22 protein-coding genes, 1 tRNA gene and 1 pseudogene are annotated in these 21,396 nt (G+C 44.2%); 6 read left to right on the forward strand and 18 right to left on the reverse strand.

The features are described from left to right. The 5 genes from NTW12_02000 to NTW12_02020 form a co-directional block, all read left to right on the forward strand. Window positions 1–227: hypothetical protein (locus NTW12_02000; protein MCX5845124.1), on the forward strand; the 227-nt coding region annotated here is incomplete at its 5' end. 155 nt (window positions 228–382) lie between these two features. Next, on the forward strand, window positions 383–964 hold the full coding sequence (locus tag NTW12_02005) for a hypothetical protein (protein MCX5845125.1): 582 nt from the start codon (window positions 383–385) through the stop codon (window positions 962–964). A gap of 76 nt (window positions 965–1,040) precedes the next feature. Next, window positions 1,041–3,497, forward strand: coding sequence for a hypothetical protein (locus tag NTW12_02010; protein ID MCX5845126.1), 2,457 nt, complete (start codon window positions 1,041–1,043; stop codon window positions 3,495–3,497). A 39-nt stretch (window positions 3,498–3,536) separates the two neighbouring features. Next, window positions 3,537–3,989: a hypothetical protein gene (locus NTW12_02015; GenBank protein ID MCX5845127.1), complete on the forward strand. Its 453-nt coding sequence runs from the start codon at window positions 3,537–3,539 to the stop codon at window positions 3,987–3,989. Further along, window positions 3,986–4,906 carry a glycyl-radical enzyme activating protein gene (locus NTW12_02020; protein ID MCX5845128.1) on the forward strand — a complete coding sequence of 307 codons (921 nt, stop codon included), beginning with the start codon at window positions 3,986–3,988 and terminating at the stop codon, window positions 4,904–4,906. Before NTW12_02015 ends, NTW12_02020 begins: the two co-directional genes overlap by 4 nt. Here the strand turns inward: NTW12_02020 and NTW12_02025 are convergent. From NTW12_02025 to NTW12_02055, 7 genes are all read right to left on the reverse strand, one after another. Further along, window positions 4,872–5,096 carry a hypothetical protein gene (locus NTW12_02025; GenBank protein ID MCX5845129.1) on the reverse strand — a complete coding sequence of 75 codons (225 nt, stop codon included), beginning with the start codon at window positions 5,094–5,096 and terminating at the stop codon, window positions 4,872–4,874. The genes NTW12_02020 and NTW12_02025 overlap by 35 nt on opposite strands. Before the next feature lie 125 nt (window positions 5,097–5,221). Next, window positions 5,222–5,887 (reverse strand): F0F1 ATP synthase subunit A, encoded by a 666-nt coding sequence (gene atpB, locus NTW12_02030; protein MCX5845130.1) that lies wholly within the window; start codon window positions 5,885–5,887, stop codon window positions 5,222–5,224. 4 nt (window positions 5,888–5,891) lie between these two features. Beyond that, entirely contained in the window at window positions 5,892–6,287 is a 396-nt protein-coding gene (locus NTW12_02035) for an ATP synthase subunit I (GenBank protein ID MCX5845131.1), read from the reverse strand. Further along, window positions 6,247–6,531, reverse strand: coding sequence for an AtpZ/AtpI family protein (locus NTW12_02040; GenBank protein ID MCX5845132.1), 285 nt, complete (start codon window positions 6,529–6,531; stop codon window positions 6,247–6,249). Before NTW12_02040 ends, NTW12_02035 begins: the two co-directional genes overlap by 41 nt. A 141-nt stretch (window positions 6,532–6,672) precedes the next feature. Continuing rightward, window positions 6,673–9,300 carry a 1-acyl-sn-glycerol-3-phosphate acyltransferase gene (locus NTW12_02045; protein ID MCX5845133.1) on the reverse strand — a complete coding sequence of 876 codons (2,628 nt, stop codon included), beginning with the start codon at window positions 9,298–9,300 and terminating at the stop codon, window positions 6,673–6,675. Between the two features lie 221 nt (window positions 9,301–9,521). Beyond that, a complete protein-coding gene (gene ptsP, locus NTW12_02050; protein ID MCX5845134.1) occupies window positions 9,522–11,303 on the reverse strand; it encodes a phosphoenolpyruvate--protein phosphotransferase in 1,782 nt (593 codons plus the stop codon). Then, a complete protein-coding gene (locus NTW12_02055; protein MCX5845135.1) occupies window positions 11,303–11,572 on the reverse strand; it encodes an HPr family phosphocarrier protein in 270 nt (89 codons plus the stop codon). The genes ptsP and NTW12_02055 overlap by 1 nt, the downstream gene beginning before the upstream one ends. A 263-nt stretch (window positions 11,573–11,835) precedes the next feature. Between NTW12_02055 and NTW12_02060 the strand changes: the two genes are divergently transcribed. Continuing rightward, window positions 11,836–12,117 (forward strand): PxxKW family cysteine-rich protein, encoded by a 282-nt coding sequence (locus NTW12_02060; protein ID MCX5845136.1) that lies wholly within the window; start codon window positions 11,836–11,838, stop codon window positions 12,115–12,117. 67 nt (window positions 12,118–12,184) lie between these two features. Here NTW12_02060 and NTW12_02065 read toward each other — a convergent pair whose 3' ends face one another. From NTW12_02065 to NTW12_02115, 11 genes and pseudogenes are all read right to left on the reverse strand, one after another. After that, on the reverse strand, window positions 12,185–12,523 hold the full coding sequence (locus tag NTW12_02065; protein MCX5845137.1) for a MerR family transcriptional regulator: 339 nt from the start codon (window positions 12,521–12,523) through the stop codon (window positions 12,185–12,187). Window positions 12,524–12,689: 166 nt separating this feature from the next. Further along, window positions 12,690–12,962, reverse strand: a pseudogene (locus NTW12_02070) (integration host factor subunit alpha). Between the two features lie 28 nt (window positions 12,963–12,990). Next, window positions 12,991–15,408 (reverse strand): phenylalanine--tRNA ligase subunit beta, encoded by a 2,418-nt coding sequence (pheT, locus tag NTW12_02075; GenBank protein MCX5845138.1) that lies wholly within the window; start codon window positions 15,406–15,408, stop codon window positions 12,991–12,993. Between the two features lie 31 nt (window positions 15,409–15,439). Next, window positions 15,440–16,456 (reverse strand): phenylalanine--tRNA ligase subunit alpha, encoded by a 1,017-nt coding sequence (pheS, locus tag NTW12_02080; protein ID MCX5845139.1) that lies wholly within the window; start codon window positions 16,454–16,456, stop codon window positions 15,440–15,442. After that, entirely contained in the window at window positions 16,450–16,812 is a 363-nt protein-coding gene (rplT, locus tag NTW12_02085; GenBank protein MCX5845140.1) for a 50S ribosomal protein L20, read from the reverse strand. The genes pheS and rplT overlap by 7 nt, the downstream gene beginning before the upstream one ends. A gap of 93 nt (window positions 16,813–16,905) precedes the next feature. After that, complete coding sequence (rpmI, locus tag NTW12_02090; protein ID MCX5845141.1) at window positions 16,906–17,103, reverse strand: 50S ribosomal protein L35; 198 nt, start codon at window positions 17,101–17,103, stop codon at window positions 16,906–16,908. Window positions 17,104–17,121: 18 nt separating this feature from the next. After that, on the reverse strand, window positions 17,122–17,628 hold the full coding sequence (gene infC / locus NTW12_02095) for a translation initiation factor IF-3 (protein ID MCX5845142.1): 507 nt from the start codon (window positions 17,626–17,628) through the stop codon (window positions 17,122–17,124). A gap of 115 nt (window positions 17,629–17,743) precedes the next feature. Further along, window positions 17,744–19,660, reverse strand: a complete 1,917-nt coding sequence (gene thrS, locus NTW12_02100; GenBank protein MCX5845143.1) for a threonine--tRNA ligase — start codon at window positions 19,658–19,660, stop codon at window positions 17,744–17,746. A gap of 183 nt (window positions 19,661–19,843) precedes the next feature. Next, a tRNA-Val gene (locus NTW12_02105) sits at window positions 19,844–19,918 on the reverse strand. A gap of 105 nt (window positions 19,919–20,023) precedes the next feature. Further along, a complete protein-coding gene (locus NTW12_02110) occupies window positions 20,024–20,563 on the reverse strand; it encodes a CDP-alcohol phosphatidyltransferase family protein (GenBank protein MCX5845144.1) in 540 nt (179 codons plus the stop codon). Between the two features lie 45 nt (window positions 20,564–20,608). After that, window positions 20,609–21,396 (reverse strand): FecR family protein (locus NTW12_02115; GenBank protein ID MCX5845145.1); only part of this gene is annotated, 788 nt, incomplete at its 5' end.

Below are 21,396 nucleotides of genomic sequence, written 5' to 3' on the forward strand. Positions count from 1 at the left end.
TCCATCCGTTCCACTATTTTGGCTGTCAAAGAGCGTTTTCTGAGCCCGTGGCGCTGTCTCAGCTACATTTTCGACTCGGCGACTGGAAATATGGCCTGCGCTTCCAGAACCGCCGTGTGACTTTTTACGATGTCGTCAAAGATGACGAATTCGTAAAAAGTCTGTCATTCCCGCCCCCGACAAATACTTTCGAGGGCAGGCTCCGGCGGAGATCCATGAACGTTTAACCATTTGAAAAGACTTGAGTCCCGTTTTCACGGGAATGACAAATAGGGATGAAATTAGACTTATTACGAAACCATCAAAGATAAGTAAAAATACATTCAGGTTATTTTAAGGAGATTTAGAGGGATTTTGCAAATGGGATAAAAGGAGGTTTGATATGGTACAGGTTGATTTACCGGGTGCATTTGCGGCAGGTCAGATTTTTGCAGTTTTAAGCAAGACGTATCTTAAAAATGAGACTAACAAGTTTACGCATAGGTTGATGGGGCCTATTGTTACCTACTTTTCTCTCATGTTTGCACCGGTAGGGCTTTTTCTCCTCATCTGCTGGCCTGCGTGGGAAGGTATGTATTGGTGGGAATGGGTGGAAAAACCGGCAATGAACCCCTTAGTTTCATACTTTTATATCGCGTTTTATATGATAATGATAATCATAGGCAGTGCGAGCTACAGTATTGCTCACAATCTTTACCTTCAGGGCAAAGACCGGATTGTCGGTACAATGACTGTTATTAGTATTATTATGACCCTGATGCCCTTTATCCTCTGGCCTTTCACTTGGTATCACGTTGGAACCTATGCGCAGTATCATGCAGTCCCGAAAGAAACGACGACGATGTTCAATAACTGCTCGTTTTTCTTTTCATGGCTTGCCGTTATGGGCTACTTCGCCATATCGTCGGTAGCCTTCGGCATCTGGCTTAAAAAATTCTCGGCCCGCATAACGACAATTAAATAAGTCCGCATCCGTAAAGCGAAGGATTGCGGATTTAAAAAATATACACGTAAGGGAAGCGGAAAAGAAGGAGTCAATCATGGGGAGCGTTACTTTGAACGATTTACGGTTAAAAGATATAACCCTCGATAGTATGCCGCGCCTGAAAATGCTGAGAGACAAAAGTATCAAGGCAAATTCCGAGGTCTGTATTGAGCGCGCACGGTATGTTACCCGGTATCTAAGGGACATGTCTTCACCCGAGGAACCGATGGAGACCCGGTATGCAAAGGCGGTCAGCCATTTCCTTTCAAACAAGGAACCTCTCTTCTTCGATGACAATCTGCTGGCCGGGACGACTACCTCAAAATTCTTCGGCGCCCCGGTATATCCGGAGTTTACGGGAATGGCCATCTGGCCGGAACTCGATACTATCGGCAAAAGGGAAAAGAACCCCCAAAGGCTTTCAGAAAGCGACAGGGACGAACTGAATTTTGATATCTTCCCTTACTGGATGGACCGCAATATCCTGGAATATACAAGGAATAAGTATAACAATCCCGAATGCATGAGGCTCTTCGAACGCATCGTGTTTTTCATCGCAGGCAAGGCGGGCTGCATTTCCCACACGGTACCGTGTTACCAAATAGTCCTTGAAAAGGGACTGGACGGGATCATTGCCGATGTCAAAGAATCGGAGACCCGGATAAAAAATACCGGCACACTCACCGCGGAAAATATGCAACAACTGGCGTTTTATCAGGCCGTCGCAATCGCCATGGAAGGGATAAAAAACTACGTACAGAATCTGAGCAATAAGGCCGCCGAACTGGCTAAGGGTGAGACGGACCCATCCAGGCGGGATAATTATCTAAAGATGTCGGAGGTATGCGCAAGGGTGCCGGCGAAACCCGCCCGGACGTTCCGCGAGGCGGTCAACTCCCTGTGGCTTGCCCAGGTAGCGGTCCACGCGGAGAATATCAATATGGCCATGAGCCCGGGAAGGCTCGACCAGATACTGTATCCGTATTATAAAAACGACATCGACAGCGGGACGGTAACCGTAACGGAAGCGGCCGAGCTTATCGGCTGCCTGTGGTTGAAGCTCAACGACAATACCAATCTCGTCCCCGAAACCGCCGAGGAACTCTGGGGAGGCGCGGGAACGGTACCCGCGGTGACAGTAGGCGGAGTTGATGAAAACGGGGAAGACGCGGTCAATGACCTGACGTATATCATGCTGCGGATCACCGAACTTCTGAAAACACGCGATCCGAACATGAATGCCCGCTATCACTATGAGAAAAATACCCGGGAATACCGTGACCGGGTCGCGGAAGTCATTGCGAACACAAAGGCAGTACCGGCGTTTCACAATGACGTCGCGGACATCAAGACCCTCGAAAACCAGGGAACAAAATTGGAACACGCAAGGGACTATGCTGTAATCGGCTGCGTAGAGCTGGCTACCGCGGGAAAGAGCTATGATTCATCGAGCTCCATCATGCTGAACGTCGTGTCCGCGCTCGAATTGACGCTCTATAACGGCAGGAGGCCCGTCACAGGTGATGAGGTGATCAGCTTCGAATCCGGCGACCCTGCTCAATTCAAGAGCTTTGAAGATTTCTGGGAGGCATTTAAGAATCAACTGAAATGGCTCATTGAGCAGGCTATTTTGCTTAACGAATATTTCGGTTTAGTGCATCAGGAGATCATGCCGTCTCCCCTGCTTTCGGCATTCTTTGAGGGACCTGTACAAAAGGGCAAAGACCTGATTTTCGGAGGCGCGCTCTACAACTCTTCCGGAGCTACCCATATCGGATTTGCCGATACGGTGGACTCACTTTCCGCGATTGAGAAGGCGGTTTTCATCGACAGGATATGCAGCTTCGATGAACTTCTCAAAGCACTCGTTGCCGATTTTGAAGGGTATGATAAACTCCATGCCTACCTTATCCATAGAGCCCCGAAATACGGTACGGATGATCCCATAGCAATCAAGAATTCCCGCAATCTCATCCGTTTTCTTTTCGACACATACCAGAGCCATACGAATTACCGGGGGGGCAAATACCGGCCTGCCTTCTGGTCCACAACCAACCACGCGGGACAGGGGAAAATGTCGGGCGCACTGCCCAACGGCAGAAAGGCATTCAAGGCCTTTGCCAGCGGAATTACTCCCGTATCTCAGGCAGCCCCGGAATTGACCACGTGCATGAGGGCCGTGGGAGGTCTTGATAATCTTTGCATACCCGGCGGTGAGGCGCTTAATCTTAAAATCCCGTTTATAAAAGACACAGCGGACATAGAAAGATTCGGCGCCGCCGTAGAGGCATATTTTCGTAGTGGCGGGCTGCATATACAGTTCAACATCATGTCTTATGAAATGCTCACCGATGCGAAAAAGAATCCGGATAATTATCCGGAACTGCTTGTGCGGGTCTCCGGCTACTCAGCTTATTTCAAGGATTTAAACGAGGTCATGAAGGACGAAATTATCACGCGGACGCAATATGATATCATTACGGGGAAAGCCAATCCCTTCCCAGATGCTTAAACTTGTCCCTGCATGATTTAGGCAGGAAAAGGAGAAGATATGTTGGAAGAAATAGCAAACTTGTCTCACAAAGCAAAACCGGCCATGGAAAAACTGCTCACGGGGATTGAGTCCGAATTTACAGAAGAAATTCTCGAAGCTCTGCTGGAAGGAATGAGTCTTGTTTTTCTCATCAGCAGCAGCTACCGGAAAAACATCGAGAATTTTAACGGCAGTTACCTTTTCAGGGGCAGGGACAACTCCTTTTTGGTAGCGGCAGTTTTCCACAACGGCAAAATGAAAGTCGACGAGAAAATGATCGACAATCCGAGTATTACGGTTTTTTTCAAAAACCCGGCAGCCTTGAGGAATTTTATCTTCTCTCCAAAACCCGATATATTAAACGCCATACTGCGTCAGGATGTGACCCTCGATGGCAACCTCAATTATCTCTACAAGTTCGCCTATATGGCAAATCACCTGAAGATTATGGCTCAGGAACTGCTTGCATGAACATCCCTGCCGCAAGGCCGCTTGTTTTTGATATTCACCGGTTCGCCCTTGATGACGGTCCGGGGATAAGAACAACGGTATTTCTCAAGGGCTGTCCCCTTTCATGTGCATGGTGCCATAATCCTGAATCCTTAAGCCCGGAGGAGGAGATTGCCTTTTATCCAGCCCTCTGCATAAACTGTGGCGACTGCGAAAAAGTATGCACTGAAAACGCAGCACAGATGAACCATCCCGGCAGGGTCATCAGGGAAAAGTGCGTTGCCTGCGGAGTGTGCGCGGAAAAATGTCCGTCTACGGCGTTGAAGATCGTGGGGAAATATTATCCCATCAACGAACTGGCGGCGGAACTTACAAAAGACAGGGTATTTTACGATACATCGTGTGGTGGGGTAACTTTCTCAGGGGGAGAACCGACGCTTCATATGGATTACCTCAGCGAAGTGATGAGAAAGTTGAAAGAAGACAACATACACATCGCGATAGAAACGTCAGGCGAGTTTGATATTAAAGAGTTCAAGGAGAAATTGCTTCCCCATATCGATCTCATATTTTACGACATTAAGCTGTTCGATTCGCAAAAGCACAGGGAATACACGGGAGTGGAAAATGAACAAATACTGGATAATTTCGCATCCCTCTCAGATGATGGAATTGTAAGTATCATTCCGCGAACGCCTCTCATACCGGGTATCACGGCTACGGAAGAAAATCTGCGGCAGATAGCCGATTTTATTCGAAGCGTGGGATGCGCGAAATATGAATTGCTCCCCTATAACCCCGGGCGGCATCGCAAAGATGCAGGCGATAGGAAAATCCACCCCTCAAGGTCGGGAAAGGGGTCAAGTCTGCTCTTGACTCAAACCCTTTTTATTACATCTAAGCCTAAATGGCGACCATCCCGCTTATTTGTTTCTTGAGATATACAGGAAAGGCGTCGTTGGCCGCTGCGAGGATAACACCATGTCTATAATGCACAGGAATTGAAAGTTTATTTAATTCAGTGATGGTTTTAAGGCGGTTGATTTTCTCTTCATCCGCCTTTTTCTTTTTCAGGAAGAAACGTACGGGGGGCAGGTAGCAGACGATCAGACGAAACCCCTGTTTCAAGAGTTCATATCTTTTATAACATCATATAAATAATGAAACGACTCTACTCTTTTCATGAAAAAGGGGCTAAAACCACTCATGGTTTTAGCCCCTCATCGCATTATTACAGGTGTGTTTGAAAATTCTTAGTGCGCTTCTTCCATTGCGCCGGCAATATACATCATGGAAAGCAACATGAAGACGAGTGTCTGGATAACTGATATGAATACCTTGAGGAAGAGAATTGGTATCGGTATCAGGAAAGGAGCCAACAAGAATAAAACTGCTACAACAATGTGTCCACCTTCGATGTTTCCGAAAAGTCGCACGGTGAGTGACAGGGGACGGACCAAGTGGCTGACTATTTCAATGGGTACCATAAGCGGCGTTAACCACCACACGGGGCCCATAAACTGCTTGATATATTTGGCCCCATGAACCTTGACCCCCATAACGTGCGTCATGACAAAAACGATGAGCGCCATGGAAGCATTTGTGTTTAGATTTGCCGTTGGAGATGCAAATCCGGGAATGAGCCCCATGAGGTTCGATGTAAGGATAAAAAGTCCGATAGTGGCAATCAGGGGGAAGAATTTTCTTCCTTCATGCCCCATGGTATCGGTTATTAAAGAATCGATACCGCTGATGACGACTTCCATAACATTCTGGAACTTGCCCGGGAAGATATCAATCCGGCGTGTCGCCAGATAGGCGCACAGGGTAAGCAAGATCATGATAAGCCAGGCATAAGACACATGCAGCGGAATATGATAATTTGTAGAAAGGAAATCAAAAAACGAAAAAGAATGCATCTTTTTAACTAACCTCCTCAAGGCAATTTTTTTTTGAATATGCCGCAATTGCGGTAAATACCATGGTAATGACTACTGTCGAAAGTCCAATCAGCAAGCCTATTATATCAACAATATCCGCAGATATGATGAAATAAAGAACAAAAGCTGTAACGGTAATTCTGATGAAATACTTAACCATCACGAAAGAACCCGACCGTTCTGAAAGCCTGCTGAAAACCTTTCGCAGATCCCGATCAAGCCAGTGAAAATTTACAATGCTTATAAAACCACCTAATACCATACCAAGGGTGAACCTGTAAGGCATGAAGAAAAAACTGAGCATGAGCAATATTCCCATGATGATCCAGTTTGTAATCTCAATCTTCTTTTGCAGGGGGTCTTTTTCTGTGTGGTTCATTTTTCAGATACTTTATTACGGGTTTTTCATCCCGGGATATTTTCTTTATTAAAACGAATATATTTCTGAATCCGGCAAAAATACCAATCAATAATAAGATAATGGTAAATTTGTATCCGGTTCCAAACTTCCTGTCAAGATGGACACCCAGATAAAGGCCTCCGAAGATCGCCAGTACCATGGCAATGCCGATACTACTGGCATGTGCCAACTGGATGGCCGTTTTCCTCGTTTCCTTATCCATTTGCGTGGCGCTCCTTAGCATGTACAGCCAGGGATGTCAAATAAAAACTGAGTAATGCACCATGGCAATCAGAAGCGGGGATTGGGTAAAAAATCAGAGTGATAACCTTACAAAAGCAATGAAACTTATGCGACGCTGTCATTATAGGAATTCGAACAATCGACGTCGGAGTGAATCCATTTCCACCTTGTTTCCGGTGAGCTTACAGAGATTTGATTCTTTCTTATCATCTCTTTCACCGACTTCGGGAAAAAACAAAATATCCGCATCCTTGAGGAAGTTCATGGCGCTTTGATAATTGGACTGCGACAGCGCTTCCGCTCTCCGTATCTCGCCCTTTTTATACATCTTATCACCCAACCGTTGGATGTTCCTCATCCATTCTTTTCCCGGCTTTGCTCCCGTCTTCAGATACAAACAACCTCTGATTACTACCCAGTACGATTCGATATAGTTGCGTATCAAACCGGCAAAAGGCATCAGATTCATCCTTCCCCTACCCTTTACCTCGACCAGAGGCTGTCCATCGCGTTCGAAACTGCTGATCATGCGCCTGTCGTTCAAATAAGAGAGGACATCATTTACCTCGTCTAAATCGTCCTTCTGGTCGTCAAAGATGAACTCATGCCAGAACAGCCTCTTGAAAAACTGATAATCTTTCACGATCTGGTTCAAGGGTATCACATCCTCATGGCTTGAAAGCAATGACGAGGCTACAAAGCTTATGGGGATGAAAAAGTGAAGGATGTTGTTTTTATAGTACTCTAATTTCAACCGTTTATTGTCATCCAGGGAGTACACTATTTCTTCTATTTCATCCTGTTCCAGTTCATCTGCCCCCATCTTGGATATAATGTCTGATTGATCAAACATGCTGAGGGCATCGATAAAAGCCTTTTCTTTATTGACAAGAGTAGCAGCAAAGCTTACTTTTCTGTCGCTGAGGTACTCGTAGAATATATTCAACACACCCATCAGCTCATCGTGAGATATTCCCCTTCTGTCATGGCAGAGCAAACCGGCAGCAATGAGAGAAAAGGGTGTAACAACCGATACCTTATTGATTTCCAAGGTAATTTCATAACTGATCTTCCTGTAGAGGCTCTGCCTCTCTTCTAATGTCATATCTTCAAAAGGTATCTCCTGAGATGCAAGATACGATTTGAGATAGAGTGGCTCACCGATGTTCACATAGACACGCCCGTAGCGTTTCCTCAGCACTTTGTGACTTTTGATTACATCTGATGTCTTCTCTCTTGTTTTAGGCGCTCCCCCAAGCTCCTTTAAGTAGGATTCTTCTTCAAGAACCCGATCATACCCAATGAAGACCGGAATTGCCGCCATATCATCACAGGTGTTCTTCTTATAAGCCTGGATAAGCATTGAAAGGAGACCAAACTTAGGCATTGCCATCTTCCCGCTACGGCTCCGTCCCCCCTCTATGAAAAACTCAATGGGAAGACCCTCTTTTATAAGGACCTCCAGATATTTGGCAAATACCTCTCCATAGAGGATATTCCCCTTAAAGGTTCGGCGAACGAAAAAGGCTCCCGATTTTCGAAAGATGTATCCTAAAGGCCAGAATGACAGATTGGTGCCGGCGGCAACAAACGGCATTTGTATATTATGTTTGTAAAATACATAAGAAAGAAGGAGATAGTCAATATGGCTACGATGACAGGGAATAATGACAAAAGGCATTTTTTTCGATATGTTTCTTATTTTTGCCAGTCCAGCCTTGTCAGCCACTACACCATCATAAATATTGTTCCACAGCCACGTCAGGAATATCTCCCAGATCTCAATAAACATATCATTATAGTCGGAAGCAATTTCCCGGATGTACCTTTCCGCTCCCTTGACAAGGGCATCATGGTCTTTCGTCCCATGGGCTGCCATCTTTTCTAAAGACTGATTGAGGTTCCCGTCGTTAAGAACCATGCTGATAATCTCTTCCCTTGACTTTAAAACAGGTCCCACAATGCTTGTCTTCTCTTCCTCGATCCGGTCTATCAGTTCTCTTCTCAGGTCATTACTTATTGCCTCTGCCGTCATGCCATTGTTTTTAATAACGAACTCCGTAAGATTAATCGGATCTGCAGATATAACTGTGGCCTGATTGGAGTAACGGAGAAATGTTATCACCCTGCGCAGCGCACCTGTGTCTTCCGTCTGGCCAAACAATATATTGATTAAACTCTCCTTCTCTTTTTCCCTTCTTCTTCCGTAGGTAATCATGACCGGGACAATGTAGATGGGAACATTCAAGGTCTTTTGAGTATTAATCAAGTTGATGATCGCTTCCCGGGTGAACCGGTTTTCAAAATATTCTGAATCTCCAAGATGGATAATTGCACTTTTCCTTTCCATAATGATTCGATTCATATAGTCTTTCTTGGAGACATCCAGAATGGGTTTTCTGAAAAGGAAATGAAAGAGTATTGAAAAAACAACCCTAACAGCCGCAGGAAAAGGCTGCCAGAAAATCATGTTGATTCCGTGGCAATAAATGGGTCTGGGTATACCCTTTCTGGCGGAAAGTTCCCGAATAATGAGACTGTTGAGCTGACTTTTATTTTTTATTGCATAAATGACTGTCCCGTTATCGGAGAAATTCTTTAATGCCTCGACATACTCATCGGCAAGTTCGACTTTGGACAATACTTTTTTGACAAGCCAGAACAGGGGGAAATTGTCCTCCCGATAAAGGCATCCCGCAAAAAATTCCCTTGCGGTTGTCCACGTTTTAATTTTTGACAGGACGGACATGCTGATCTCGTAAATAAAGATAAATCTCACCGACCACAGGATGGGGTTTCCGGCAAGAAAAATATTGTTAGATTGCGCTCCTTCACCGCCTCCTGCAAAGCGGGGTTTACAGGATGCGCTCCCGGTCGCAAACTGGTTAAATAATTTTCGGCTTCGTAAAAAACAAACGTTGTTTAACCTTCACGAGGCCATCAGACATGTGTCTTTTGCTGTTTGACCTCTTAAGTCCCGTTCAGCGGAAATTCTGCAGGAAACCGCTCCCGCATGCAATTATAGACAAATTCCCTTATCTCAGCGGCCGATGAAAATGTCATGACTTTTTCCAACAGGGCTTTGGATTCCTTTAAGGTACAGCCTCTTATAATTTTTTTTACCCTCGGAATCGCCAGCGGATTCATGCTCAACTCATCAATTTCAAGCCCTAAAAGAATCATGATATACGCTGGTTCACCAGCCATTTCGCCACACATGGCAACCCGTATACCCTCTCTATGACCGATGTCAACCACCTGCTTGATGAGCCTTAAGACGGCAGGGTGGAGGGGCTCATATAAATAGGTTACCCTTTCGTTTATCCTATCGATAGCCAGTGCATACTGAATCAGGTCGTTGGTCCCAATGCTAAAAAAATCCACTTCTTTTGCCAATTCATTGGCAATAATGACAGCAGACGGAACTTCTATCATGACTCCGATCTCAATATCGTCACCCACAGGGATACCCTGGGAAATAAGATTATCCATAACCTCAAAAAAGATTTTTTTAGCTTCTCGTATTTCCTCAACCCCTGAGATCATGGGAAACATGATCCGCGTCTTGCCAAAAACACTGGCGCGGGCAATTGCCCGTAACTGCACCTTAAACACGTCCACTTCCTTGAGACAGAAGCGGATGGCTCTCAGGCCCATTTGAGGATTCATCTCTTTGGCCAACTTGGGGTCGGAAAAAAACTTATCACCACCTAAATCAAATGTTCGGATAGTCGCCCATTTTAAATCTTTTACGCCAACGACACTTTTGTAGTGCGAAAAATGTTCTTCTTCTGTCGGCAGTTGTTCCTTATTTATGTAGATGAATTCCGTTCTGTAAAGACCAATGCCATCGGCCCCATGGGATATGACGGAAGGAATCTCCTCAATAAACTCGATATTCCCACCTATTTCCACTTTATAATTGTCCTTCGTCACTGCAGGGAGTCGGGCGTATTTCAGAAAATCTTTCTGGGCTTTCTCAAAGTGTTTCTGCTTATCTTCATAAACCTTAATCATTTCGGGATCAGGATTCACAACAACAAGGCCCGCAGAACCGTCAACGATAATGTCGTCGTTGGATTGCACCATTTTCGTAATGGATTTCAAACCAACAACAGCGGGAATTTCAACCGCTCTGGCCACAATAGCCGTATGGGACGTTTTCCCTCCCATGTCTGTCGCAAATCCCTGAACCTTATTGATCATCATCTGTGCAGTATCGGCAGGTGAAAGATCCACTGCGATGATGATACCCTTTCTACCAACATCCGGAATACCTTCTTTCTCATCTCCCGTAAGATTCCTCAAAATCATCTGCCCCACATATCGAATGTCGCTGACCCGGCCCTTAAGATACTCGTCTTCTACCTTTTCAAAGATTTCTCTATATCTGTCGATGGTCATCTTAATGGCCCACTCCGCATTGATACACATTTCCTTAATATAGTGAACCGTGTGATTGATGAACATCTTGTCTTTGAGGATCATGATATGAACGTCGATGATATATAATGGTTCCCTCCCGGCCAGTTCACATAGTTTATTTTTTACTTCCAAAAGCTGCTTTTCCGATTCCTTAAGTGCCGCTCTGAACCGTTTAATCTCTTGGGATACAAGACTTTTATCCCGCAATCTGTAAAAAGATACCTGGGTATTAAAGCGATCATACAAGTAGGCTTTTCCGATCACGATACCGGGTGAGACACCTATACCTTTGAGAACAAATGATTTTTTCCCGACATCAGTATTCATCAATCTTCTCCAAATTTTTCATCTATTAGTTTCCCAATATCTTCAATAGCGTCCCTTGCATCTATCCCCTCTGCTCTGATTGTTATTCGACTTCCTAAAGGACAGGCTAATGTTAAGATACTAAGGAGACTCTTTCCATTGGCGACCTTACCATCCCTTTCAAAAAATATCCGGGACTTAAATCGTGTTGATACATTGACCAGCTTCGCTGCAACCCTCGCATGAAGGCCCAGCTTATTTTTTATCTCAAATGTTTTTATTTCTACCATGCCGGATTCAATTAACCTCCGCTCTTCACCTTTTTTTTGCCCTTTTCAAATTCTCTGCTAACAGAGATTTTGCCTAACATGATTGTGATATGAAGTCAATTCATTCGATAGGTCATTCATGTTGTTATTATTGCATAATTTGAACGTTAATGTAATGTAATTATTCTCTTGACATGAACTATTTTTTTTGTTAGTTAATTCAACTTTTGAAGGACTACATTACCAATAGAGCAAATAAAAAAATATGAAAGGGGGTGATTCCAATGGTCTGTCAAACCATCAAGGTTGGTTCAGAATGCGCCTTCATGACCAAGAAAGGTTGTGGATTTAATGGAGGTAATTGTCACACTATTGTTGATAAGTGCGAAGGTTGCAATAAAATTATAGATTGCCCGGCCGGTCAGTACTGCAAGGTCTATCCTGAACCTACCAGTAAATGGCTTTCTGGAAACTGTCCAACAGCTTCACATATCAAGAGAGAAATTATAGAATCCACGCAAAAACTCAATCCGATCAAGGCATCCAAAAGATCAACCAAACATTAAGGACAGAGAGGGGCAGGTTACTTTTTCATTAGCGAAAACTTGCCTGTCCCTTTTCTCTTTACTTTTCTTAACTTAGTATTTTTTTTATCTGCAGTAATCCTTTTTTAATCTCAACAAGCCTCTGTTTTTCAGGATCCTTATCCGGCTGTGCCATCACGTCCTTCATCTTTAATAATTGTTTCTTAGCACCGCTGATGGTAAACTTATCGGTATAGAGGAGATTTTTGATAATCAACAGATCCTCTAAATCTTTTCTCCTATAAAGGCGTTGATCGGACTTAGTTCGTATTGGTTTTATCGATTTGAACTCGGATTCCCAATACCTGACGACATACGTATCTACGCCAAGGATCTTACTGACCTCTCCAATACGAAAATATTCCTTATCCGGAATTGATACATCCATTGAAAATCCTAAATCCTAATTTCCAAACAAGATCAAGATCGAACATCGACTTTTGAAGCTCGCTGTATACGCTTTCAAGCAACGCTCGGATTTGTATTACTTGTATTTTGGATTCGCTTAGTATTCAGAATTTCTTGATTAGAGCTTCTTTGCCCTTTGAAGCTTAACCATTCAGCGCCTTACGTAACACTTGACTCGATTTAAAAGTCAATACCTTTCTCGCCGATATCTCTATTTCACTGCCAGTCTGGGGATTTCTGCCTCTCCGAGACTTCTTTTCTTTGATAGAAAAGTTACCGAATCCAGAAATCTTTATCTTTTCACCACGCGCAAGACTATCCTTCATAATCTCAAAAACCGACTCAACAATATTCGCCGCATCCTTCTTTGAAAATCCCAGTTTCTCATACACATCCTGAATAATATCAATCTTTGTCATGTCTAACCTCCCCCATTCTTACAGATATCTAATTTTCTTCTCCCCTGATTTTTGCCTCGGTCAAATCAACAATGCTTTTTACGATCCCGGCGTGCATCTGACTCACCTCTTCATCTGTCAATGTTCTATCAGATGAACGGTATACAAACCTCATCCCAAGACTCTTCATCCCCTGTGGGATACTTTTACCGGAATATACATCAAAAATACTTACTTTTTCAAGTAATTCTTTATTCATATCCATGGCAAGATTAAGTATTTTCTGCGCTTCCAACTCTTGGCCAACGATAAAAGCCACGTCTCTTACGACTGACGGAAATCTTGGCAGTTCTTTATAGAGCATCTCGCCGGTAAAAAGGTTTTCCAGAATATCTAAATTAATTTCATAGACATAAGCCACATTCTTTAAATCCATCCTCACGAGAATATCAGGATGCACTTCCCCTAAAAACCCGATACATTGATCACCAACATATATCCCACATGATTTCCCGGAATTGAGGAATGTTTCCCTGTAATCAGACCTGAATATTAAATCTGAAATCTTCAGACCATCAAAGACGTTCTCTATACATCCTTTCAAATCAAAAAAATCTGCATACATTTTTGAAGACCAGAGATCATCATACAACTGGCCTGTGATAAGACAGCCAAGCAGGTTCTTTTCAACGGGAAGCTCACCCTCCTTACGGTGAAAAAAGACCCTGCCAATTTCAAACACCTTGAGATCGAAACAACCGTTATGAGCATTTTTTTTCATCGTTTCCAGGAGGCTGCTCACGAGCGTCGTTCGCATTACCGACTGATCTTCAGAAAGAGGATTTTTTATTTTTATTCTTTTTCGCCGTTCATCATCCTCTTTGAGTGCCAGCCATTCTACCGAGTCGGTGGAGACAAAACTGTACGTGATTATCTCTGAGTATCCGGCTCCTCTTAAAATCTCTCGTAACCTGTCTATGAGAATCTCTTTACGATCCTTTGATACAGTTACCACAGAAACGGGGGGCAGTGTTACAGGGATACTGTCATAACCATAAAGTCTCGCTATCTCTTCGACAAGATCGATTTCCCTCGTGATATCTACCCTATATGTGGGTGGAGTCACCCGGTAAATCCCGTCTTCCTCCCCGCAAACAACCATATCTATACTTTCCAGGATTTTTATGATTTCAGCGGTTTCAATATCTGTTCCCAGGATCTCATTGACCCTTCTTATTCGGAGAGGGATGTCCGTTGCTGTTTCAACTTTTCGCGGATATTGATCAATGTAACCTTTACAAACAGTCCCACCGGAAATTTCAGTCATAAACTGGACCGCCCTGTCAAGCGCCCTGATCACGCCTTCAGGATCTACACCACGACCGAACCTGAATGCGGCATCCGTATTCATTCCCAGCAATTTTGCCGATTTACGAATAGAAGGCGCGGCAAAATAAGCACTTTCCAGAAAAATCATCTCTGTGTCTTCTTTAACTTCAGAATTAAGTCCACCCATGATACCGGCAATGGCTACAGGCTTGACGCCATCACAGATCATCAGCGTATCGGTTTCCAAAATACGCTCCTTCTCATCAAGAGATGTGAATGTTTCTCCCGTGCGGGATCTTCTGACCACAATACGCCCCTCTTCAAGAAACCTGTAATCAAACGCGTGGAGCGGCTGACCCAACTCCAGCATCACATAATTGGTGATATCGACAATATTGTTGATTGCACGAAGGCCTACTGCCTCCAATCTCCGGCGCATCCAGAGGGGTGAAGGTTTTATCGTAACATTTTTTATAATTCTGCCGCTATACCGGGGACAGAGATCTGTGTCGAGGATTTCCACCGATGTGATACGGTTTATATCCTCCTCATTTTCCTGCACGGTACTATCGGGATATTTCAATTTGGATCCTGTAATTGCCGAAACTTCACGGGCAATTCCGATAATGCTCAAACAGTCGGAACGGTTGGGTGTTATCGAGATATCAAGAACGGTATCCTTCAAATCAAGGGCTTCCGCCAGGTCAAGACCGATGGTAAGGTTATCCGGGAGAATCATTATCCCCGTAGCATCATCGCCGATGCCTAGCTCCTGCTCTGAACAGAGCATCCCCTCCGATACCTCGCCTCTGATTTTCGAACTCCTTATCGTATACCCTCCCGGTATGGTTGCCCCGACTTTCGCAAGAGGAACCACATCACCGGGACTGATGTTACCGGCGCCACAGACCACAGGATAGGTACTATCACCGGTAGCCAATTCACAGAGGATACACTTATCTGCATCAGGATGAGGTTTGATGGAAAGAATCTTTGCAACGACGACATTAGTAAAGGAAGGGCCCGTCTCCCTGATGGATTCTACCTCAAATCCTGCCATTGTCAGCCGATCGACAAGCTCAGCGGGTGAAATCCTGATATCCACATAATCTTTAAGCCATCTGAGACTGACTAACATAACCCCTAATCCCTGGACCCTAATCCCTGTATCAAAATTGTTCTAAAAACCTCCAGTCATTTTCAAAAAACAACCGGATATCCGATATCCCGTACTTAAGCATGGCAATCCGCTCGAGGCCAAGGCCGAAAGCAAAACCGGAAACTTCTTCGGGATCGTAATGTACATTCTTAAATACCTCGGGGTCCACCATCCCTGATCCAAGGATTTCAAGCCAGCCGCTCTGAGAGCATACACGACATCCCGCGCCATTGCACATGACACACCTGATGTCAACCTCAGCACTCGGCTCGGTAAAGGGGAAAAAACTGGGGCGAAATCGGAGCGCCGTACCCTCACCAAACATCTGTTTGAGAAATGATGTAAGAACACCTTTCAAATCACCAAAAGTGATACCCCTATCAACCAGCAGACCTTCAATCTGATGGAACATGGGTGTATGAGAGATATCCGAATCGGGACGATACACCCGACCGGGTGAAAGAATTCTCACCGGCGGCCTCTGCTTTTCCATGACCCTGATCTGAACAGGTGAGGTATGTGTACGCAGTACTATGTTATCTTCTATGTAGAATGTATCCTGCATATCTCGTGCAGGGTGGTTTTGGGGAATATTCAGGGCCTCAAAATTGTAATAGTCCAGCTCAATTTCCGGACCTTCGACAACCGAAAAACCAAGCCCTGCGAATATGTCACAAATCTCCTGACAAACCTGAGTTATGGGATGGAGTTTGCCATACCTGACTTTTCTCCCAGGGAGTGTTACATCGATGCTGTCACGAAGAAGGGCTTCTTCCTTTTTCAGAGTGGTGATAGCTTTCAGGGCATTCTCAAGCTTCTCCGTAAGCGTATCTTTAATTTCATTACAACGATTCCCGACTAAAGGTCGCTTTTCCGGATCGATATTTCCGAGGTTGCGAAGAAACTTTGTCAGAATCCCCTTTCTTCCTAAATACTTGGTTCTTGCAGCAAGGAACTCCCCTTCAGTTTTTGCAATGCTTATTTCAGATTCAGCTTGCCTTTGAAGTTCCTCAAGTTCTTTTAGCATGTCGGCAGTTTACCCTTTGCTACACTGACTATTTCAGAAAATCCACGAGGATCATGAACGGCAAGCTCGGCGAGAATCTTTCTGTCAATTTCCACACCCGCTTTTTTCATGCCGTCGATTAAACGGCTATATGATATTTCATGAATTCGTGCAGCCGCATTAATCCTTGTGATCCACAGTTTCCTGAAATCTCTTTTCCGTACTCGTCTATCCCGATAGGCATACTTCATTGCCCTTTCCACGGCTTCCGTGGCTGTTTTTAATAAACGGCTCCGCGCTCCAAAAAAACCCTTTGCCATTTTCAGAATTCTTCGTCTCTTTTTCTTAGCAGTGATACTTCTTTTTACTCTTGGCATTTCTTCTGATCTCCCCGCTTCTTATAAAAAACGCATTGCTGAATTATTCTACCAAACTCAAAAATATTTTTATCTACACCATATATTTCATTCCTACATATACGGAATTAACATCTTTATTCCTCTGGTATCACTCTTGTGGAGAATGGTAGACTTTCTCAAATTTCTTTTTCTTTTTGTCGTTTTTTTCGTAAGAATATGGCTCGCATAAGCCCTACTCCTCTTCACCTTACCACTTCCCGTAAGACTAAACCTTTTAGCCGCTCCCCTGTGTGTTTTTATCTTTGGCATTAAATCACCCCTTTCACTCTATTTCTTCGGCGACACCATCATAACCATACTTCTTCCCTCCAGCCGAGGATGTTGATCAATAATACCTTCATCTGCTAACGCCTTTTGGACATCCTCCATGATTTTCCTACCCAGTTCAGTATAAGCCATTTCGCGACCTCTAAACATCATGGTAACCTTCACTTTATCATTCTGGCTGAGGAATTTCTTAATATGTTTGATTTTTACCTGCAGGTCATGTTCATCAGTTTTCGGTCTTAACCTGATCTCCTTTACCTGAATGATACTCTGACTCTTTTTTGCGACCTGTAGTTTCTTGCTTTGCTGGTATCTGAATTTCCCATAATCCATAATCCGGCAAACCGGTGGTGTAGAATTGGGAGCAACCTCAACCAGATCCAAAGTCGCCTTAGCAGCAACATCCAGTGCTTCCGCCAGAGACATAATACCCAATTGTTTACCCTCATCAATAACCCTGACGGTAGTCGCCTTAATTTCCTGATTTATGTTTAAATCCTTAGCTATATGTCACCTCCTGTAATAGTAAATCCTAATATCGAAATTCTCAACGTTTCGGTCATTTGCATTTTGATATCGTTCAGAATATTAATCTTTAATGCTTAGGATTTTCATCCCGTAACTACTGATACTGTGCGCACTTTTCCTTTACCAGGCCAATAAATTCATTAACACCGATGGCGCCGAGGTCTTTGCCGCTCCGTTCACGGGGAGATACCCGGTTCGATTCCATCTCCCGATCGCCAATTACCAGCATATAAGGTATTTTTTGAATCTGTGCCTCTCTAATTTTATACCCCAGTTTTTCGTTCCTGAAATCTCTCTCCACACGAATCCCCGCATCACCCAATTTTATGAATACTTCCTCACCGTAGGGAATGTGTCTGTCGGTCACGGTCATTAGAACCGCCTGAACCGGCGACAGCCAGACTGGAAAAGCCCCGGCATAGTGTTCTATCAGCACACCCATGAACCGTTCTATGGAACCGAGGATCACCCTGTGCAGCATTACCGGCCTGTGTTTCTCTCCATCGGCGCCTATATAGCTGAGATCAAACCGTTCCGGAAGAGTAAAATCACACTGAATGGTAGCACACTGCCATTTTCTGTTGAGTGCATCCTTTATCTTGAAGTCAATTTTGGGTCCGTAAAAAGCACCATCTCCTTCGTTAATCTCATACACCATTTTGTTGACTCTTAAGGCGTCCTTTAATGCTGACGTCGCCATCTCCCAGTCTTCATCGGAACCGATGGATTTTTCAGGCCGTGTACTCAGTTCTACATCGTAGTCGAAACCGAAAATTTTCATGGCATAACTTACGAAATTCGCAATGCCTATAATCTCGCTATTCAATTGCTCCGGCGTACATAAGATGTGAGCATCATCCTGTGTAAACTGTCGTACTCTTATGAGACCATGGAGAACTCCGGTTTTTTCATGCCGGTGGACGGTACCAAGCTCGAAATACCTGAGCGGTAAGTCACGGTAGCTGCGAATCTTCGATTTGTATATCAGCATATGAGAGAGGCAGTTCATCGGTTTTATTCCATAACCCTGATTTTCTACCTCTGTGAAATACATATTCTCTCTGTAATGATCAAAATGCCCTGATTTCTTCCATAGATCAACTTTCAGGATCTGTGGCCCCATGACCATTTCATATCCACGTTTCAAGTGTTCTTTTTTTTCCCAGTCTTCAATGACGGTCCGTAGCATGGTTCCTTTAGGATGAAATATGATCAACCCTGGTCCTGCTTCATCATTCACCTGGAACAGGTCCAGATCTCTTCCCAGTTTCCGATGATCCCTTTTCTTAGCCTCCTCAACAATACGGAGATATTCGGCAAGTGCTTCTTCAGATGCAAACCCCGTCCCATAGATGCGTTGAAGCATCTTATTTCTTTCGTCACCCCGCCAGTATGCCCCCGCCACACTTAACAACTTGAAAGCCTTGATCATTCCCGTGGACGGAATATGGGGGCCGCGACACAGATCCACATACCTTCCCTGGCTGTAAATAGTGACTGTTTTTATATCTTCCGGCAAATCATTGATAAGTTCCACCTTATATGATTCACCCTTATCCCTGAACAGAGCAATGGCTTCTTCTCTTGACATCTCTCGATGTAAAAAAGGATAATCAGAAGCTACCGTCTCTTGCATTCTGGCTTCGATCTTTTCAAAGTCTTCAGGGGTAAAGGTCTCAGAATATTCGAAGTCATAATAGAAACCATCTTCTATGGAAGGCCCTATACAAATCTGAACACCTTCGAATGTATCCTGGACAGCCTGTGCCATGACATGCGATATACTGTGCCGGAGGATCGCCAAACCCTCTTTTGATGAAATCTCAATCACCTCAAGAGATGCATCCTCCTTAATGGGATGGCTTAAATCCACAAGGGCACTATTCAGCTTCGCTGCAACTGTTGAAGAAAGCATCTCATTTTTCCACGATGCAATAATATCCTTAACCGTTGCACTTCGATGACATTCGCTAACTGAACCATCCGGCAATGTAATCCTGATTTCATTCATAAAACGAACCCTTGTCTTCCAGATACATCAATGATTATAGCCTACAAAAAAAGTGCACCCTAATTTCAATTTTACGAGTCTCTATGTCATGTTTCTATAAGAAAGGGCATCACCACATATACTCTGCTGATGCCCTCACCAACAATTAACACGTCATATTTTGTTTTTATTAACTGATAAAAATGGTAGGCACGCAGGGATTTGAACCCTGGACATCCACCGCGTCAGGATGGCGCTCTCCCCCTGAGCTACGTGCCTACATCAGGGTTTCCCCAACAGAAGGGAATGATTTTTAACAGCAAAACAGCGTTATGTCAAGCAAATATTGTGGTTTATCTATTCTGCGGCACATCTCATAACAGCCTATGCCTGGTTAGTATTTAATTTAACCGCCCTGAACATGTAATTCAGCCCGGAAATTATGGTAAAAATTACTGTGAGCCATTGTAAAACCAAGAGCCATATAAAATCAATCAATCCCGGCAGAATGCGAAATACAAGGAAAAACAATAGAGTGAATAATTGCAAAGCCGTTGTTACCTTGCTGATAAATGACGGACGGATCTCATACGGAATCGACATGATTGAGAGGATGGCAATGCCGACGAGGATGATAAAATCCCGGCTGATTATAATGACCGTGACCCATCCCGGAATTATACCTTTTATAGAAAGTGTCACAAAACAACTCGCAAGGAGGGCCTTATCCGCTATGGGATCCAAATATGAACCAAGCACGGTTTGTTGCTTTAATACGCGGGCAAGGAAACCATCAAGGGCATCAGTGATCCCCGAAATAGCCAAAACAACGAGTGCCTTTGTAAAAGCACCCTGCATGAGAAAGATCACCGTAACAGGGACAAGAAGTATTCTCAACAGTGTCAACAGATTGGGGATATTCATTGATTTGTTCTATCCGGTTTATCCTCTGGAATGTATTCCATGGTTCTATTCTGATCCTAACTCTTGATCTCTCACCTTGTTCCAGTCCACCCATTCATCCCGATCTTCCTGTTCAGTGAAATCCCGTGGTTTTTCCGCCGTCCCATCTGCAGCAATTCTTATCTGCTGCATCGATTTAATAATAAATACCCACTCCTCCATGGTAACTTTCTTAGGGCCGGGAATCGGCTTGGGTCCGGCAATCTTAGTAGGAGGACCGATCATCTTCGGCGTCTCCATCGCCGGCCCACCGCCAGAAACGTGCACCGTTCCGTCGTACACCTTTACCGTGGCAGACTTATCTTCCTCAACATTCACGCGATAAATGGTGCCCCTGACACCGGCTACGGCATTTTCACACTGAAGCTCAAATTGGCCCCTTTTCCCCGCTGCCTTGCTCACATTGGCCCAAGTCTTCCCAACAGCCATATGAAATTTCATATTCCTCGGAGCAGCCTCTCCGCCAGCTTCAATCTGAAGAATTTTAAAATGAGAATTGCCGGCAAAACGAACACTGGAATAGTCAGGCAAGAAAAGCTCCAGCCTTGCTCTACGCCCTGTATTAACCTCGTCACCTCCCCTAAGGATATCTCCCACCTTCAAGGGACGCCATTTTTTTGCCCTGGCTGGAAGAACCTGCGCAGATCCCTCTAAAAGGTTAACTTTCGCTTCGCCCTTGCCGATTTTCAGCTCCATAACTCTTTTTGCTTCAACCTGCTGAAAACCAGTCAACACAAATGACACCATAAACAAAAAAATGATTATTTTCTTCATCTGCGTCTCCTTATTTAGTG

It is taken from the genome of Deltaproteobacteria bacterium (assembly GCA_026388545.1).
GTDB lineage: Bacteria > Desulfobacterota > Syntrophia > Syntrophales > UBA2185 > JAPLJS01.